Source organism: Maricaulis sp., from assembly GCF_030149515.1.
GTDB lineage: Bacteria > Pseudomonadota > Alphaproteobacteria > Caulobacterales > Maricaulaceae > Maricaulis.
This window is the reverse complement of sequence record NZ_JASBRI010000022.1, coordinates 78,357-94,447: the sequence shown is the minus strand read 5'-3', so window position 1 is coordinate 94,447 and position 16,091 is coordinate 78,357. Positions and strand designations below refer to the sequence as shown.

Sequence of the window (16,091 nt, the reverse complement as noted above, 5' to 3'; positions counted from 1 at the left end):
CGTTGTTTTTGCGGAATCCGGGGGAGGAAACTAATGAGTGAAACGACCAAAAGCGAGCGTTGGCGTTCTGCGCGGCACGCCTTGCTAGGAACAACCGCCATGATGGCGGCGATCAGCTTCCAGAGTGCAATGGCTCAGGAGGCCGACACCGAGAACAATGACGCGGAAGCCTCTGACGTGATCACAGTGACCGGTGTGCGCGGCGCGCTTTTGAACGCCCGCAATATCAAGCGCGAGGCCGACACGTTTGTGGATTCCATCACCTCGTCCGACGTGAGCCAGCTGCCCGACTTGTCGGTTGCTGAGGCTCTGTCGCGTATTCCGGGTGTGGTGACACAGCGTTTTGAGCTGGGGGGCAGCGACGGCGACTTCCCGTCACCTGAAGGTTCGGGCAACATTATCCGTGGCCTGCAGTATGCGCGTTCGGAATTCAACGGCCGTGATGCCTTCTCGGCGAACGGTGGCCGTGCTCTTGAATGGGCCAGCATCCCGCCGGAACTGATTGGCGCGGTGGATGTTTTCAAAAACCAGACCGCTGACATGATCGAAGGGGGTATCTCCGGCACGGTGAACCTGCGCACCCTGGAGCCGTTCGACCGCGATGGTCCGTTTGCGCTGCTGGCTGCCGAGGTCATCTATACCGACCTCGCCGAGGAGTGGAGCCCGGGCATCAGCGCTATCGCCGGCAATCGCTGGGCAAACAGCTCTGGCGAGTTTGGCCTGCTTGGCTCCTTTTCTACCTCTGAGTTGAATTCGAACATTGACGGCTTCCAGTATGGGCCGCCGCTCGCGATCTCGAATCCGGACAATCCCGGCACCACCATGGCTCTACCGGGCGGTTGGCAGGCGCGCGACGCCTCGGTCGGTCGTGAACGGGACAGTTTCTATGTGGCGGCTCAGTGGGCGTCTCCGAACGGGGACATCGAGCTCACCGTCAGAGCTATCCGCGTTGAAAACGAAATCACCACACGCGAAAACACGATCGAATTCTTCACAGATGCAGAATCGTGGGGGAACTGGACCGTCCTCGGTGATCCGAGCACGCGCAACATCGTTCCATTCACGTCCGCGGGCATCCCGCGGTGTAACGGTGCTGGTGAGGCCGCAAATGGCGGCATCGGGATTTGCGAGAACCTGATTCCGGTCGATGGCGGCCTCATGGAGTCAGGCATGGTTTCCAACAACCTGCGCGACTGGCTGGGTGAGGGTGGCGTGCTTCAGACGCCTCTGCAGTCCCTGGCGATCAACCAGGTCCAGGAGTCCATGACCCAGGACTTCAGTGCGAACCTAAAATGGCAGGCGACTGACCGCCTCTTCATGGAATTCGACGCGCACTACACCGACGCCGAGGCATCGCTGGAGCGCCTGTGGGCAGGCGGCAATCACTTTGCTGACTACCGCTTTGACTTCTCCGATACCGATGACCCGGAAATCGAGCTTTTCCTGTCTGACCAGGTGCAGCTTGCCTCGTGGGGCACCACCCGTGGTCCGAACCCGGGCACCCTGGGTGATCTGGCCGATCCGCGTTATGCCTTCCTGCTGTATGCTGCCGACGAGTACCAGGACAACACCGGTGATCTCTTCGCGATCCGCGGTGATGCTGAGTACGAGTTCGACAGCGATGGCTGGTTCGACTCGGTGAAAATCGGTGCCCGTTTCTCAGAGCGCGAGCAAGTCAATCGCAGTGCCGGTCTGAACTGGGGGGGTATCGCTCCGCCGTGGGCCGGTGGATATCTGCCGTATGCGAACATGGACAACCAGAACTTCTTCGAGACGTTCGATTTCGCCCAGTTCCAGCGCGGCGGTGTCTTCCAAGGCGATCTGACGTCGATCGTGTACCCGAGTCAGGCAAACATGAGCAATATCGACGCCTTCGTCGCGTCGCTCGCCGCCGAGCCTTTCCTGGGTGCCGGCACCAATTCTGACGGCAACCTTCAGATCGGTGACTGGGTGCCGCTTCGTCAGAATGGCGTGATTGACTATGCCGATCGCGGCATCGATGGCTCGGTCAAGGAAGAGACCATCAACCTCTACGGCATGATGAACTTCAGTCAGGATTTCGATAGCGGTCAGTCCGTGAGGGGCAATTTCGGTCTGCGCTATGTGCGGACTGAAAACACTGGCGGCGGCGTTATCGGCTATGCCGCGTTCGCACCGGATGATCCTGCAGACGACACCGAGCCGAGAGACTTCCTGCCCGAGCTTGCAGCGCTGCTTGACACGCCGAACGGCCCGAACAGCCTGGACAGCAGCTATGAGTATTTCCTGCCGTCGTTCAACCTGCGCTGGGATCTCAATGACGAGATGCTGATCCGTTTCGCCGCCAGCCAGGCGATTACGAGACCAGATATTTCGGCCATCAACTCAACCCGCTCCACTGTCGCCGATCTCGGCTTTGTCACTGACACGACGGCGACTCCGCCAGCGATCGTTGACATTGTTCCGAACCAGTTGAACCAGTATGGCGGCAACCCGCTCCTGGAGCCGATCGAGGCGACAAACTTCGATGTCTCTTACGAGTGGTATTTCGGGGATGAAGGCCTGTTCTCCATGTCAGCCTTCTACAAGGAGCTCGACAACGTCATCGTGTATGGCACCGAGACCCAGGACGTCCTTAATCTCGATGGCTATCAGGTGCCGGTTGTCTACAACGGTAACATCAACCTTCGTGACGGTTCGGTTGAAGGTATCGAGTTTTCCTACCAGGACTTCTTCACCGCGCTTCCCGGCCTGTGGGGCAATCTTGGCATGCAGGCCAACCTGACGCTCATCTCCTCCGAAGCCGAGGCGCTGCCTTCGGTCCGGGACACTGACGGTGATGGCGTTGAAGGTTTCCTGACGGTTTATCGCTGGGGCATTGACGAGCTGCTCGGCCTGTCCGACGTCTCCTATAACCTCATCGGTATCTATCAGGATGACCGGTTCGAAGCCCGTCTGGCGTATAACTGGCGCTCCGAGTACTGGAGCTCCTATCGTGACTATGTCACCGGCAACCCGATCCGACAGGACGATATCGGCTTCCTTGATGCCTCGTTGCGATGGACGGTCACGGACAATCTGGAGCTCAGCGTCCAGGGCGCCAACCTGCTCGATACCAAGTCGTCGGCGAGCCAGCAGATAGATGCTGCCGGACAGACGTACGCACGCTCGGTCTTCGTGAACGACCGTCGCGTCGAGTTCGGTATCCGCTACGACTTCTAAGGGCGTGCGAACCCTATGACGTGAGCGACTGAATTGAAGGGGCGGGGCGCTTGATCCTGCCCCTTTTATTTTTCGCCATCCGGTCCACGCATTCGCGCGGCCCAAACTTCAGTAATTCACAGCCTTGCGCTGGCGGAACAGGGCGAGGGCTGCTTACCAGACCGACCCCGTCTGACTGCCGAAATGGAGAACAAGAATATGATTTATAGCGCAAAATCTCTTCTCAGAGGCAGCGCAATCATGGTGCTCTTGCTCGGCGCTGCTGCCTGCTCGCAGCCTGTAGAGATCAACCCGTCCAAGCCCGGGCAGGTCCAGGTTGAAGATCGCGCGGGCATTACAGTTTCGAACAGCACGAGCAGCGTCACCGTCCACCCGGAAATCTGGCCCGAAAGTCAATCACCTGTCGGACGGGATCCGCAAATCGAGGATTTTATCGCTGACCTCCTCTCGCGAATGACGGTTGAGGAAAAGGTGGGCCAGGTGATCCAGGCCGATATCGGCGCCATCACACCGGAACTGGCAGCTGAATATAATATCGGTTCGATCCTCAATGGCGGGAACTCTGCGCCGGGGGGGGATAACTATGCGCCGCCCCAGGCCTGGGTCGATCTGGCCGATGCCTATTTCGATGCCTCGACCGATACCAGCGATGGCGGAGTCGGCATCCCGATCCTGTGGGGCACTGATGCGGTTCACGGTCACAGCAATGTGGTCGGGGCGACGCTGTTTCCGCACAATATCGGTTTGGGCGCCGCCAACAATCCTGAGCTGATGCGGCAGATTGGCGAAGCCACCGCGCTGGAAATCCGCGCCACCGGTCAGGACTGGACGTTCGCGCCGACCGTTGCAGTGGTGCAGAATGATACGTGGGGCCGGACCTATGAAAGCTATTCGGAAACTCCCGAGATTGTTGCGCGTCTGAGCGAGCAGATCGTACTGGGCCTGCAAGGCGATCCTGACAGCGATGACTTTCTGGGGCCCGATCACACCATCGCCACGACCAAGCACTTTGTCGGCGATGGCGGCACGCACAGGGGCATAGACCAGGGGGATACCCGCGTCACAGAGGAAGTGATGCGCGACATTCATGCGCCGGCCTACCCGTTGAGCATTGCCGCGGGCGTTCAGACCGCGATGGCATCGTTCAACAGCTGGAATGGCATCAAGATGCACGGCAACCGCGCCATGCTTCATGACGTGCTTGTGGAGCGCATGGGGCTCGACGGGTTTGTCGTTGGTGACTGGGAAGGTCACGGCCAGATTGAGGGCTGCACCAACGAGAACTGCCCGCAAGCACTGCTGGCCGGCCTCGACATGTACATGGCCCCGGGCAGCTGGCAGGCGCTTTACGGCAACCTGCTGGCTCAGGTTCAGGACGGCACCATCCCGATGGAGCGTCTGGACGAGGCGGTTCTGCGCATCCTGCGGGTGAAGGCGCGTGCGGGCCTGTTCGATGCGGTTCGCCCGTCTGAACGCCGCCACGCCGGCAATTTCGATCTGATCGGCAGCGAGGCACATCGCGAGATCGCCCGTTCGGCCGTGCGTCAGTCGCTGGTCCTGTTGAAGAATAATGGCGGGTTGCTGCCGCTTGATCCCTCCCAGACGATCCTGATCGCCGGTGACGGTGCGGATAACATTGCCAAGCAGGCCGGCGGCTGGACCATAAACTGGCAAGGCGATGGCCATACCAATGACCATTTCCCGGGCGGCCAATCGGTCTATGACGGCTTCGTTGAGGCTGTCGACGAAGCTGGCGGAACGATTATTCTGGCTGAAGACGGTCAGAGCGATGTGCGTCCCGACGTGGCCGTGATTGTCTTTGGTGAAGAACCCTACGCGGAATTTGTCGGTGATCGGGATACGCTCGTCTTCACCGACGAGCGTGGGCTTGAGCTGCTGCGTCAATTTCAGGCCGATGGCGTTCCGACCGTCGCGGTCTTCATAAGCGGCCGGCCCATGTGGATGAACCGGGAGCTGAACGCCTCCGACGCTTTCGTGGCGGCTTGGCTGCCGGGATCCGAGGGCGGCGGTATTGCCGACGTCCTGGTGGCCGATGAAACCGGTGCGCCGCGCCATGACTTCTCCGGCTCGCTGACCTTCTCCTGGCCGCAGCTCGCGACCCAGACGGTCTTGAACCCGCACGACGACAATTATGATCCGCTTTTCGCCTTCGGCTATGGCCTCACCTATGGGGACGATGTGGAAATTCCGGAACTGTCCGAAGACAGTGGCGTGTCCATTGGCGACGGCGCAATGGCGTTCGAGCTGATGTCGCGTGGCCGGTCCGAGGAACCCTTCTCCATCGTCCTGGCGGAGGGTGAGGATGCCGGGATTGTGTCCGGACCTGACGCCTCTTCGCCCGGCGGCGCCGTGTCGGTGACCCTCGATGACCGTGAAGTCCAGGATGACAGCCGTCGTATCAGCTGGTCCGGCGACGGCGATGTGCTGATTGCTGGCGAAGGTCTCGACTTCAGCGAAAATAGCGGGATGGCCATATCCGTCCACTATCAGGTCACCGATGCCGGGGCTGGCTCAACCGAGTTCTGGATGGGCTGCGGTGAAGGCTGCGAAGGCCGTCTGGACATGACCCAGTCGATCCAGATCGATGCAGGCAAGGGCTGGCGACGGGCTGAAATCCCGCTCAGCTGCTTTGCCGATGCAGGTGCGAACCTCGCCGATGTGGACGTGGCGCTTGGCGTCTCCGGCACGGACGGCCTGGAGATCTGGTTTGCCGACATCTTCATCGCTGAAGCCAGCTCAGAAGGTCTGGGCTGTGAGCTCTGACCAACTCGGGCCAAGCTGAAAAAACTGGCCGGTCAGTACGTCCATCCCGGGCGAGCTGACCGGTGCCGGACTTGGGCGGAATGGTGGCAACCGTCCGATGAAGCTCTTTGCCCGGCCCGGTCTGCCGGCAAAGCCGTGCAGGAATAGATACGGCGCCGGAATTGCCGGATAGCCCCCGAGATGGCGTTCGACATCGCCGTCTCAGGCGCTGTCTGGCGCCGGATGGTACGGTACCGAGCGGAGGGGCAGGCCACTGGGCAATCCGGTCGCTGGCCGGCCGGGCATGCGCTAGGCTCGCCGTCGCCCGGGCCGCGTGAGGCCGGCTTGCATACCTTGGCCCCGCAGGAGGTCAGTCTGAACGGTGAAGCGTCGAAATCGATCCGCATCGGGATGTTTGTCTGCCTGGGCGGCTTCGTCTTCGGTTACGACGCCGTGGTGATTTCCGGTGTTACCGAGGCCGTCACGGTCCGGTTCGGACTGTCCGACTGGCAATTGGGCTGGATTGTCAGCATTCCGACGCTCACCGCCATGTTTGCCAGCCTGGCCGTGGGTGTGCTGAGCGATGTTTTCGGCCGGCGGCCGCTCCTCATGCTGGTGACACTGCTCTATGTGTGCTCGGCGATCCTGTCCGTCACCGCTAACGGTTTCGCGGATCTCGTCATCGCGCGCGGCATTGGCGGTCTGGCCTTTTCCTCCCTTGTCCTGGCGCCGCTCTATCTGGCCGAAATATCGCCGTCCTCCTTTCGCGGACGGATCGTGTCGATGAACCAGCTGGCCATCGTGCTGGGCCTGTCGGCGGCCTATTTCGGCAATTTGCTGATCCAGCGTCTGAGCCATGTGGATACAGGCTGGATAGTTGAGCTCGGAATTCGCGACCATGCCTGGCGCTGGATGTTCGCGATGGAATTGGTGCCGGCTTCATTGTGGCTTGTTCTTGTCGCGCTGGCGGTCCCGGAAAGCCCCCGTTGGCTGGTGTTACACGGACGGCTCGCTGCCGCCCGGCAGATCATGGCGCGCCTCTATCCGAGCGAGCGCGTCGAGGCACTGCTGGACCGTGTCCGGGCCAGTGGCGGCGCGACCGGCACCGGCCGCAGGATTGCCTGGACGGCGTTCTTGAGCCGGCCCGTGATCGCGGCGCTCGGCGTGGGTCTCATCGTGGCCGTGGCCCAGCAGATCTCGGGCGTAAACGCGATCTATTTCTATGCGCCGGTCGTTTTTCAGCAGAGCGGTGTGGGTGTCGATGCCGCATTCGCGCAAGCAACATTGCTCGGTTCCACGAATGTGGTTTTCACGCTTGTGGCGATGGGACTGATCGACAGGTTGGGGCGCAAGCCTCTCCTGCTCGGGGGACTCGCCGGGGCGGGGATGAGTCTGGCGGTGGTGGCCTGGGGATTCTCCCAGGCGGGCTATGTCCTGCAGGCGGATGCCGTCGCGGCGCTGCCCGAGGCCGTGCGGGCTCACGAACTTACCGGATTGATCAACCGGGATTTCCCGAACGATGTGACCTACAAGGCGGCTCTCGTCGACGTTCTCGGTCCGCGCCTGTTCAGCGCACATGAGGCGGAGCTGATCGGCGCGGCGATTTCAGTTCCCGCTTCGCTGATACTTGCCGGCATACTGTGTTTTGTCGCGAGCTTCGCGGTGTCGCTGGGACCGGTGATGTGGGTGGTGCTGTCGGAGATCTTTCCCAATCACATCCGCGGCGCCTGTATCGCCCTTCTGGCCTTTGTGAACGGCGCGACCAGCTTTGGTGTCCAGCTCGCCTTTCCGGTCCAGCTGGTCACGCTGGGCGTCGCGACGACGTTTGCCTTTTATGCCGTTGCTGCCTTCCTATTCTTCGGTCTTGTTTTCTTCTTCCTGCCCGAGACCCGCGGCCGCACGCTTGAGCAGGCCGGCTAGCCGGGGCCGGTCTTCACGCCCGCCTTCCGGGTGGCAGGAGGATGCGGCACAAGCGTTCGGGCCGGGAAAATTACGCGCATTCGTGGCGTCGCGCAGGCCGCAATACACGGCATCGGCACCACTCCCTACCGCCGCACGCATGCTGGCAGGGGTGCCGGCCGGACAGACGAGCTCCAGCATCAGCCGATCCTTTCCAGCAACCGCCAGAGCCCTGGCAGCAGTGGAAGCGGCAAGATTTCCGTCCAGTCCAGTCCGGCCTTCGCCCGGAATGACGCCAACGGGCAGGCCCCGCCGTTCTGGAATTGATCATGTTGGTTTCTCCGGGAAAGCGTGGAGTGGCGGTCATGTGGATTTCATTGGAACCGGCCTCGCGGCATGGGTGCTGACGGATTTGAAAAGTGCCCGGCGGGAACCGCCCGCTTTGCCCGAGGCACCGCCGGCCGGCGCGCAGTCTCGGCCGGACTCGCCATGCGATTATCGGCGGGATGTGGTCAGCATCGGCGCGTAGCGCAGTGTGAACAGGGCGAAAGCTCCGCTCCACAGGGCCGCCGACAGGCCGATGGCCGGATACTGCAAATCGCCCAGCAGGAAGGGCGCGAGCACCCGGATCAGGGCGCCCGAGATCACGAGCATGTAGATCAGTTTCGTCCAAGCGTCCGCAGTGCGCTCCCGCCCCGTATGGCCAAGGCTTGCCCGTGTCATGACCGCCAACGTCATCGTGCCCATTGCTCCGGCCGTGAGTGCATGCAGAGCGGCGGAGGCCGGCACGAGGCCCGGAATCAGGGCGGCCAGCCCCATCAGGACCAGGGCGAGCGGAACCCACGCATAGCCTGCATGCAGGATGAGGACGAGCGGCTCGGCGCCGGTGCGCCAGCCTTGCCAGCGCGCCAGGCGCACCGCGTGCAGACCGCCGGCGGCAATGAGGAGCGTTCCGGCAAGCCAGTCCTGCGGCGCGAGCACCCATCCGGCCAGGGCCGCACCGGCGAAGGCCAATGCGGCCAGGTCGAAATACCCGACGGGAGCGGGCAATGCCCCTGTCCGGCCGTTCTGGACGAGCCAGTTGCGGGTGAAACTGGGCACGATGCGTCCGCCGATCAGGGCGATCATCAGAGTGATGACGGCTACTGCAAGAGTCTGCGGGCCGCGCCAGTCCGCCCCTGTCGCCAGCGCAAGGTGAAAACCGGCATTGGTGAGCGCGAACAGGCTGCTCAGTACGCAGATGGGCAGGTTTTTCGTATTGGCTCCGCCGACCACTTCCCGGCAGAGAAGCCCCGCCAGAACGAGAGGAAATGCGCTGTCGACAATGGCCGCGACCGGGCCGAGCGTACTGTAGGCCAGCATTGCGGCGCGGCCGGCGATCCACAGGGCGAACAGTATCATCAATGGCAGGCCGCGGACCGGGAGGCGGCCAGTCCAGTTGGGCACGGCCGTCAGCAGAAAGCCGGCAATGATGGCGCCGAGAAAGCCGAACAGCATTTCATGGGCGTGCCAGATTAGAGCCGGGGTGGAGCCGATCATGTCCTGTCCGTTCAGATAGGCGAAAATCCAGATCGGGGCCACCAGGGCCGCCCAGCCCGCGCCAAACAGGAAAAAGGGCCTGAAACCGTAGCTGAACAAGGCCGGACCGCTGTAATCGCGGCGAGCCGAAATGGCGTCCCTGGGCGTGGACCGGCGAAAGGCGGACGGGTCAGTTCTGTGCACGGCGGACCTCGAATTCGTCGAAACGGCTGCTCAGCTCGGTCATGAAGACCGTGTCGTCGAGCGGCGACGGGCCTGGCCAGACCGAGCGGTCGGGGCCACGGCATTCTTGAAGCACAAAGCGGGATACGCCGACTTGCTCCAGCGCAAACGCGATGCGGTCCAGTTCGCCCGTGCCGATCCGGTCGGGCCAGACCGTGGTGCGGACTTCGTGGGCCACGCCCGATGCCAGCAAATGCTCCAGCGATTGCAGGGCCTTCCGTCCGGCGGCACCGACACTGGTTACGGGGCCATAATCGTCGAAAGGCGCCTTCACGTCGAAACCGACCCAGTCGAGCCGGTCCAGAAGGGCGGCAAATAGGCCCGGAGCGGTTCCGGCGGTGTGCAGGGCTGTGGCAAGGCCGAGCGCGTGCACCGCGTCGATTGCGTCCCGAAGGGCCGACTGGGCCAGCGGTTCGCCGCCGGAAAAGACGACGGCATCAATGAAGCCGCTGCGCGCGTTCAGCGCGGAGAGCGCTTCGGCAAAACCGATCGATTGCCCGCTGTCGGCGGGGATCAGGCCCGGATTGTGGCAATAGCCGCACTTGAGCGGGCAGCCCTGGCAGAACAGTACGGTGGCCAGCCGGCCAGGGAAATCGACCGTGGAGAAGGGTTCGATTCCCCCGATGCGGAGAGTCCGGCCAGCCATGTCAGGCCGCGCTGAGACGCGCGCGCGCCTCCTCGAAATGGGTGCGCTCCTCATGCTCGCCGCGCTTGCCCGGATTAAAGGCGGCGACCGGGCGGTGATAGCCCATCACCCGTGTCCATACCTCGCAGGGCTGACGGTCTTCCTCGGCCAGCACGCCCCCCTCCGGCAGTGCGGCCTGCTTTTCCGCATCGCATTTGGGGCAGTGATGATGCTCCCCGGCGAGATAGCCGTGTGTGGGGCAGATCGAGAAGGTGGGTGTGATGGTGATGTAGGGCAGGTGGAAGTTCGACAGGGCCCGTTGCACCAGCCGGCGGCACGCATCGGCCGACGAGATCCGCTCGCTCATATAGAGGTGCAGCACCGTGCCACCGGTATACCGGGTCTGCATCGGGTCCTGCCGGGTCAGCGCCTCGAAGGGATCGTCGGTGAAGCCGACCGGCAGCTGGGACGAATTCGTGTAGTAGGGCTGATCGTCAGTGCCGGCCTGCAGGATGTCCGGGAAGCGTTTGCGGTCTTCCTTGGCGAAGCGGTAGGTCGTGCCCTCGGCCGGGGTGGCTTCCAGATTGTACATGTGGCCGGTTTCGTCCTGGAATTCGAGCATGCGGCCGCGCACATGGTCGAGCAGGTCCAGCGCCAGGGCGGCGCCGCGCTCGGTGGTAATGTCGTCGGTATCGCCGGTGAAGTTGCGCACCATTTCGTTGAGCCCGTTCACGCCCAGCGTGGAGAAATGATTGCGCAGCGTGCCCAGATAGCGCTTCGTGTAGGGAAACAGCCCGCGATCCATCAGTTTTTGCACGTAGAAGCGCTTGATCTCCAGACTGTCGCGGCCGAGTTCCAGCAGGCGGTCGAGTTCGACCACCAGTCCGCTCCAATTGCCGCGGAATCGATGGCCCAGCCGGGCGCAGTTGACCGTGACGACACCGATCGAGCCGGTCTGCTCGGCCGAGCCGAACAGGCCGTTGCCGCGCTTGAGAAGCTCCCGCAGGTCCAGCTGAAGCCGGCAGCACATCGAGCGGACCTGGCCCGGTTTCATGTCGGAATTTATGAAGTTCTGGAAGTAGGGCAGGCCGTATTTCGCGGTCATGGCGAACAGGGCCTTCGCGTTCTCGCTTTCCCAGGGAAAATCCCCGGTGATGTTGTAGGTGGGGATAGGGAAGGTGAAGACCCGGCCCTTGGCGTCGCCGGCCGTCATTACGTCGATGAAGGCGCGGTTGATCAGGTCCATCTCGGCCTGCAGTTCGCCATAGGTGAAATCGGCTTCCTCGCCGCCGATCAGCGGTGTCTGATCGCGCAGATCCTCCGGGCAGACCCAGTCGAAGGTGAGATTGGTGAAGGGTGTCTGCGTCCCCCAGCGCGAGGGCACGTTGAGCGAGTGCACGAATTCCTGCAGCCCCTGGCGCACGGCCTCGTAGTCCAGCCGGTCGGCGCGCACGAAGGGGGCCATATAGGTGTCGAAGGAGGAAAAGGCCTGGGCGCCGGCCCACTCGTTTTGCAGCGCGCCCAGGAAATTCACGGCCTGGCCCAGGGCGACGGAGAAGTGCCGCGGCGGCCCCGCCTCCGCCTTTTCGGAGACACCGTTGAGACCCTCGTTCAACAGTGTGCGCAAGGACCAGCCTGCGCAGTAGCCCGAGAGCATGTCGAGGTCGTGGATGTGGATGTCGGCTTCGCGGTGGGCCCGGCCAATGGCCGGCGGATAGACTTCGTCGAGCCAGTAATTGGCAATCACCTTGCCGGCGACGTTGAGAATCAGCCCGCCCAGAGAATAGCCCTGATTGGCATTGGCCTTGATGCGCCAGTCGGCCCCGCCAAGATACTCCTCAACTGTCGAGACAACGTCGACCGAAGTGCCGGCCAGCCGGACCGGTCGGGACGTGTCGTCCGGGCCGGAAAATGGGGTTGTGTCGAGCATGTGTGTCTCCCTGCCAGAATCAATATCTAGTGGCCATTTCTAAAAGATGCACAAAATATACTCTTTTTGCAATCGTCGCCGCCCCCGCCGTGGCAATCTGTCGCCGCCCGGCTATGGTGGAGCGGAAAAATGATTTGGAGTTCAGGTGGATGCGGCTGACGACCCATACCGACTATGCCTTGCGCGTGCTGATCTATGCGGCCGTATCGCCGGCACACACATGCACGATCGAGGCGATCGCCACCGCCTATGGTATCTCGCGCAATCATCTCATGAAGGTGGTGCGTGGCCTGGGCGAGAAAGGCTTTCTGGAAACGGTGCGGGGCCGGGGTGGCGGGCTTCGCCTGGCCCGGGATCCCTCCAAAATCATCGTTGGCGATGTGGTCCGGGCGATGGAAGAGGATTTTGCCCAGGCCGAGTGCTTCAAGCCCGAGACCAATACTTGTCTCATCGCGCCCGCCTGCGGTCTCATGGGCGCCCTCAAACGCGCGACCGACGCCTATCTTGGCGCGCTGGACGGTGTCAGTCTGGCCGATATTGCACGACGCCGGGACAGGCTCGCGGACCTGCTTGAGCTGGCGGGCTAGAGCCAAAAAGAAACCGGCTCCCGGGCGGTCGGATACCCGGGAGCCGGCAGGGCGGCCCGGCGACCGGCGCTTCTAAGGCCGCGCCGGTCGCTGGACCTGCCTTACTCGGCGGGTGTGCCGAGCGGGGCGGGCTGGTCCTCCTTCGTGCCCCGGAAGCCGGCCCAGACAAGCTTGGCGGCGAACAGGGCGAGCACGATGGCACCGGCGCTGAAGACAATGTCTCCGGGCACCCGCATCCACACAAAGAAGTGGATGATGCCCGATTGCAGGAATTCGGCCGACCGGGCGTACCAGAGCCCTTCGGTGATCGAGGCATAGGCCTGCAGAACGCCGACGGGGAACAGGCTCATGAAGACCATCATCGCCAGGCCGCCATTGAGTAGCCAGAACGACCAGGCCAGCATCTTGTCCGACCAGGCATGTCTGGCGAACAGGCCGCGGAAGCAGAACAGCATCAGGCCGATGCCCAGGAGGCCGTAGACGCCGAACAGGGCGGCATGGCCGTGCGTGGCGGTCAGGTTGAGGCCCTGCACGTAGTAGAGCGAGATCGGCGGATTTATCAGGAAGCCCAGAAGGCCAGCACCGACCAGGTTCCAGAAGCACACGCCGACGAAGAAATAGATCGGCCATTTGTAGGTCTGAACCCACTTCGCCGCCTTCGTCATGCGGTAGTTCTCCAGCGCCTCGTGACCGATCAGGGCCAGCGGCACCACTTCCAAGGCCGAGAAGACGGCGCCCACGGCGATGACCGAGGTGGTCGCACCGGTGAAGTAGAGATGGTGGAGCGTGCCCAGCACGCCGCCGGTCAGGAAGATGATGGTGGCGAACAGCACGCCGTGATTGGCCGTACGGGCCCGCACCAGGCCCAGCTTCACCAGCAGGAGGGCGATTGCCGCGGTGGCGAAGACCTCGAAGAAACCTTCCACCCACAGGTGAACGACCCACCAGCGCCAGTATTCGATCATCGAGAGGTGGGTGTGCTGGCCCCAGGTCAGGCCGGCGCCGTAGAACAGGCCGATGGCGATGGTCGACAGGAAGAGGATCACCGTCAGCGGGCGGCCCTCGCCGGGCTGTTTGAGTGCCGGGTAGAGGGCGCGGCCTACAAGGCCGAGCCAGATCATCAGCCCCGCGAACAGGAGGAGCTGCCAGAAGCGGCCCAGATCGACATATTCCCAGCCCTGGTGTCCGAACCAGAAATTCATGTCCAGATCGAGAACCTGCTGCACGCCCAGCCATTCGCCGGCCATCGAGCCGACAACGACGATCAGCAGCGCGACATAGAGCACATTGACGCCCAGCGCCTGGAATTTCGGCTCCTTGCCGCCCAGAATCGGGGCGAGGTAGAGGCCGGTGGCCAGCCAGGCTGTCGCGATCCAGAAGATCGCCAGCTGGGTATGCCAGGTCCGGGTGACCGAATAGGGCAGGATGTCCGCCAGCGGAATGCCGTAGAAATCATGGCCTTCCACCGAATAGTGGGCAGTGATGGCACCCAGCAGGATCTGACCCAGGAAAAGCGCGATGACGGTCCAGAAGTATTTCCTGGTCGCCTTCATCGACGCGGTCGGCTTGAGGCCGGTGAAGGGGTCTTCCTTCGGCGGTACCGGTGCAGCTTCTTCCTTGCGTCCGGCATGCCACCAGGTCAGCGCCGAGATGCCGGCGATCAGCAGGATGACCGAGGCGATCGACCACATGATGTTCGGACCGGACGGCGCATTGCCGACCAGCGGTTCGTGCGGCCAGTTATTGGTGTAGGTCACGTCCTGGTCGGGACGCTGGGTCACTGTGGCCCAGGAGGTCCAGAAAAAGAAGGCGGTCAGCGCCTGCCGGCGCTCCGCATCGGGAATGGCGCCGTTCGGGATCGCATAATCCTCGCGCAGGGCTTCCAGCGCGTGATTGTCGCCGAACAGGTCGACATAGTGCTGCGCGACCAGGGCAATCGCCGCGGCGCGTTCATCGCTGATCCGGATCCGGCCCGTAGTGGGGTCGTAGGTGTTGTCCCTCAGGTGGGTTTCCAGGCGCGCCTGCAGGCCGGCCTGAGTCTCCTCGCCGAGTTCGGTCCAGGGGCGGCCGAAACGGGATTGTGCCCACGTGTCGAGAATCGCGAGAGATTCCCGGTGCAACCAGTCGGCCGACCAGTCCGGGGCTAGATAACCGCCATGTCCCCAGATCGAGCCGACTTGCTGGCCGCCCATCGACTGGTAGACCTGCCGGCCCGTCTGGATGTCGTCGCGGGTGAAGATTTCCGTCCCGTCAGCGGTGACGACGGCGGACGGGACGGGCGGGGCCTGGCGGTAGATCTCGTTGCCCAGCAGGCCGAGCCAGCTGAACGACACGATCAGGATCAGCGCCAGGATCGCCCAGAGCTTCCGCATGGAGCGCTCCTGCATGATGGTCTCCCTCGTAAAGAGCGGTTGCGGCTCCCGCGGCGCGGGAGCGATCAGGAGGCACCGTTAGCGGACCCGGAAGTCCGCGGACTTGTTTCAGATCAAATAGGCGCTGTGCGCCCGAGCCGTTTCCGGTTTGGCGGCGACTGCCGGACATTGCGCCAGCGCAAAGTTCCTGCCGCCGTCTGCCGCTATCTGCCTGTCCGGGTGCCGGGAGACCGAAATGGACACAAAGGCCAAGATTGCCGTGCTGGAGCGCGCCAAGCTGTTTGGCGGCCTGGCGCGCGACGTGCTCGCGGCAAGTGCGGAATCGGCCCAGATCAAGCTGATCGAAAAGGGGAGTGTCCTGTTCCAGCAGGGCGACGAGGCCACGAGCCATTATGTGGTGGCCTGGGGGCGGTTGCGTCTCGACCAGACGACGCCGGACGGAAAGAACGTGGTCTTGCGTTTCATGGGCCCGGGCGACCTGGTCGGTTCGGTGGCGGTCTGGCGCGGAGTACCGTACCCGGCCACCCCGCTGGCGGTGGAAGATACGCGTCTTCTGGTGTGGAGTGCCGCCCGCATGATGGATCTTATGCAGTGTCATCCACCGCTTTCCATGAAGGCGATGGTCATGATGGGCGGGCGAATTGAGGAGCTGCAGGAGCGCATCCAGCAGGTGGCGACACAGCAGGTCGAGCGGCGGATCGCGGCGACGATACTGAAGATCGCCGGTCAGTCGGGGCGCAAGGTGGAAACCGGCGTGGAAATCCCCTTCCCGGTTTCACGGCAGGATCTGGCGGAAATGACGGGGACGACCCTGCATACGGTCAGCCGGACGCTGTCGGCCTGGATCGACGACGGAATCCTCGAAGGGCGGCGTTCCAGCCACCTGACGATCTGCCGTCCGCACCGCCTGGTGGAGATCGCAGATCAGGCGTGACGCTCATTTGCCGTGCCGC

At 63.0% G+C, this 16,091-nt stretch carries 9 protein-coding genes and 1 pseudogene; 5 read left to right on the top strand and 5 right to left on the bottom strand.

Annotated features, from left to right (window positions below):
- Positions 1-33: 33 nt before the first annotated feature.
- The 3 genes from Q1U94_RS09310 to Q1U94_RS09300 all read left to right on the top strand — a co-directional run bounded on the left by Q1U94_RS09310 (position 34) and on the right by Q1U94_RS09300 (position 7,884).
- A complete protein-coding gene (locus Q1U94_RS09310; protein ID WP_300543713.1) occupies positions 34-3,201 on the top strand; it encodes a TonB-dependent receptor in 3,168 nt (1,055 codons plus the stop codon).
- Positions 3,202-3,441: 240 nt separating this feature from the next.
- Positions 3,442-5,985, top strand: a complete 2,544-nt coding sequence (locus tag Q1U94_RS09305; RefSeq protein WP_300543710.1) for a glycoside hydrolase family 3 protein — start codon at positions 3,442-3,444, stop codon at positions 5,983-5,985.
- Between the two features lie 324 nt (positions 5,986-6,309).
- Positions 6,310-7,884 (top strand): MFS transporter, encoded by a 1,575-nt coding sequence (locus Q1U94_RS09300; RefSeq protein ID WP_300543708.1) that lies wholly within the window; start codon positions 6,310-6,312, stop codon positions 7,882-7,884.
- 54 nt (positions 7,885-7,938) lie between these two features.
- Here the strand turns inward: Q1U94_RS09300 and Q1U94_RS14125 are convergent.
- From Q1U94_RS14125 to Q1U94_RS09285, 4 genes and pseudogenes are all read right to left on the bottom strand, one after another.
- Positions 7,939-8,061: pseudogene (locus Q1U94_RS14125) on the bottom strand (U32 family peptidase); the annotation flags it as partial.
- 297 nt (positions 8,062-8,358) lie between these two features.
- The gene (locus tag Q1U94_RS09295) at positions 8,359-9,585 is read right to left on the bottom strand and encodes an NnrS family protein (protein ID WP_300543705.1); all 1,227 of its coding nucleotides are present in this window, start codon (positions 9,583-9,585) and stop codon (positions 8,359-8,361) included.
- Positions 9,572-10,270, bottom strand: coding sequence for an anaerobic ribonucleoside-triphosphate reductase activating protein (locus Q1U94_RS09290; RefSeq protein WP_300543703.1), 699 nt, complete (start codon positions 10,268-10,270; stop codon positions 9,572-9,574). The genes Q1U94_RS09295 and Q1U94_RS09290 overlap by 14 nt, the downstream gene beginning before the upstream one ends.
- A 1-nt stretch (position 10,271) precedes the next feature.
- Positions 10,272-12,179 carry a ribonucleoside triphosphate reductase gene (locus tag Q1U94_RS09285; protein WP_300543700.1) on the bottom strand — a complete coding sequence of 636 codons (1,908 nt, stop codon included), beginning with the start codon at positions 12,177-12,179 and terminating at the stop codon, positions 10,272-10,274.
- Between the two features lie 149 nt (positions 12,180-12,328).
- On the opposite strand from Q1U94_RS09285, the gene Q1U94_RS09280 reads away from it, so the two are divergent.
- Positions 12,329-12,766, top strand: coding sequence for an Rrf2 family transcriptional regulator (locus Q1U94_RS09280; protein WP_300543697.1), 438 nt, complete (start codon positions 12,329-12,331; stop codon positions 12,764-12,766).
- A 101-nt stretch (positions 12,767-12,867) separates the two neighbouring features.
- Here Q1U94_RS09280 and Q1U94_RS09275 read toward each other — a convergent pair whose 3' ends face one another.
- On the bottom strand, positions 12,868-15,138 hold the full coding sequence (locus Q1U94_RS09275) for a nitric-oxide reductase large subunit (protein WP_300543695.1): 2,271 nt from the start codon (positions 15,136-15,138) through the stop codon (positions 12,868-12,870).
- A gap of 235 nt (positions 15,139-15,373) precedes the next feature.
- Between Q1U94_RS09275 and Q1U94_RS09270 the strand changes: the two genes are divergently transcribed.
- Positions 15,374-16,072, top strand: coding sequence for a Crp/Fnr family transcriptional regulator (locus Q1U94_RS09270; RefSeq protein ID WP_300543692.1), 699 nt, complete (start codon positions 15,374-15,376; stop codon positions 16,070-16,072).
- Positions 16,073-16,091 lie beyond the last annotated feature (19 nt).